This window comes from Clostridioides sp. ZZV15-6597, assembly GCF_020657815.1.
GTDB lineage: Bacteria > Bacillota > Clostridia > Peptostreptococcales > Peptostreptococcaceae > Clostridioides.
Genome location: NZ_JAGWCT010000208.1, coordinates 1 through 2189 on the forward strand (window position 1 = coordinate 1; position 2189 = coordinate 2189).

The 2189-nt window shown below is 26.8% G+C and carries 2 protein-coding genes; both read left to right on the forward strand.

The window, feature by feature from the left end; all coding sequences use genetic code 11:
- Positions 1-112: 112 nt before the first annotated feature.
- Positions 113-652 carry a flavodoxin domain-containing protein gene (locus KGF52_RS20845; RefSeq protein ID WP_227841496.1) on the forward strand — a complete coding sequence of 180 codons (540 nt, stop codon included), beginning with the start codon at positions 113-115 and terminating at the stop codon, positions 650-652.
- A 208-nt stretch (positions 653-860) separates the two neighbouring features.
- On the forward strand, positions 861-2189 hold a 1329-nt coding region (locus tag KGF52_RS20850; protein WP_227841497.1), incomplete at its 3' end, for an aldehyde dehydrogenase.

A 2189-nucleotide genomic window follows, 5' to 3' on the forward strand; every position in this document is an offset into this window, starting at 1 on the left:
TTATTATATATAATAAAAAATAAGATTATTGACATAAAAGTAATTAATTAATATAATATAAGGTAACTAGTTACTAATTATAGCTACTATCAATATTAAGGAGATAATTGACATGAAAAATACAGTGATAATTTATAAAAGTAAGTATGGTTCAACAAAAAAATATGCTAAATGGCTTTCAGAATCATTAGATTGTGATATTTTTGAAATTAAGGATATTAATCTAGAAAAGATTAGAGATTACAATACAATTATTTTAGGAGGAGGTCTTTATGCTTGCAATATAGCAGGAATTTCTTTTTTTAAAAAGCATTATGAGAAATTAGCAGGTAAAAATCTAATTGTTTTTGGTGTAGGAGCATCTCCATATGATGATTCAGTAATAAGAAAATTGAGAGAAGTTAATTTTAAAGATAAGTTGAATAATATTCCTTGCTTTTATTGTCATGGTGAATGGGATGAAACAAAAATGTCATGGCTTGATATTACTCTTTGTAGTTTTCTTAAAAAGTCAATAGCTAAAAAACAACGTCAAGGTTTTAATCCAATAGAAGCGCCTTTATTATTAGGAGAAGATTTTGATTGGTGTGATAAAAAGTATCTAAATCCAATACTTGATTATGTGGATAAACTTCAAAACACAAACTTATAACTATATTGTAGTTTATAGAGTAATTAATTCTTAAAAATACAATTTCTTTATCAGTTCTCCTGCATCTAAAAGGGGGGCTTTTTTTATTTGTAAATTTATGTTATATTGATAAGAATTTATTATTGTATAAAAATGATATTAATAGAAATTTAAACAATTTGTTTTAAAAATAGAGTAGTCTAAATTCTTAAAGAGGGGGTTTTAAATAGTGGATATAAATAAGCTAGTAATGATGCAAAGGGAATACTATAATACAGGTAAAACAAGAGATGTATCATTTCGTTTAGGACAGTTAAAAAGGCTAAAGTCAGCTATATTACAAAATGAAGATAAAATACTTGTGGCATTAAAACAGGATTTAAATAAATCAAATTTTGAAGGATTTATGACAGAAGTAGGTATTTTATATAGTGAGTTGAATTTTGCTATAAAAAATATAAAAAAATGGAGCAAAACGAAAAGAGTTCGTTCAAGTATGGTCAATTTTCCATCTATATCTAAGATTATTCCTCAACCTTATGGTGTCACACTTATAATGTCACCTTGGAATTATCCATTTCAATTAGCTCTTATACCATTAGTTTGGTCATTAGCAGCAGGAAATTGTGCAATAATAAAACTTTCTGAGTACTCTGTATTAACTTCACATATAATTAAAGATATACTTGAAAGTATATTTTCAAAAGAATATATTGCAGTAGTTCAAGGTGACCAAGAAGAAAGCGAAAAAGTACTTTTAGAAAAATTCGATTATATATTTTTTACAGGAAGTACTGCTGTAGGTAAAGTAGTTATGAAAGCAGCATCAAAGCATTTAACTCCTATAACTTTAGAGCTAGGAGGAAAAAGCCCTTGTATTATATTAGAGGATGCAGATATAAATCTTACTGCAAAAAGATTGACATGGGGAAAACTAATAAATGCAGGACAAACTTGTGTAGCTCCAGATTATATTTTAGTACATGAGAATAAAAAAGATGAATTAATAGAGAAAATAAAATATTATATTGAACAGTATTTTGGAGAGAATCCATGTGATAATGAACAATTTCCTAAAATCATAAATGAAAAACATTTTAAACGTATAATATCCCTTATTGATATGGAAAAGGTAGTATATGGTGGTAACTATAATAACCATACATTAAAAATAGACCCAACTATAATAGATGATGTTAGTTGGGATGATGATATAATGAAGGAGGAAATATTTGGACCAGTATTTCCTGTTTTGACATATAAAAGTTTAGAAGAAGCTATACAAGAAGTTATACAAAGACCAAATCCACTAGCTCTTTATATATTTACAAAAAATAAGTATCTGGAAAATAAAGTTTTAGAAATGATTCCAGCAGGAGGATGTTGTGTAAATGATACAATTATCCATATAGCTACTAATTACTTACCATTTGGGGGTGTTGGTGAAAGTGGTATGGGCTCATATCATGGTAAAGCAGGATTTGATACATTTACTCATTATAAAAGTGTATTAAAAAAATTAAATTTAGATATTCCTATTAGATATGCACCATATAAT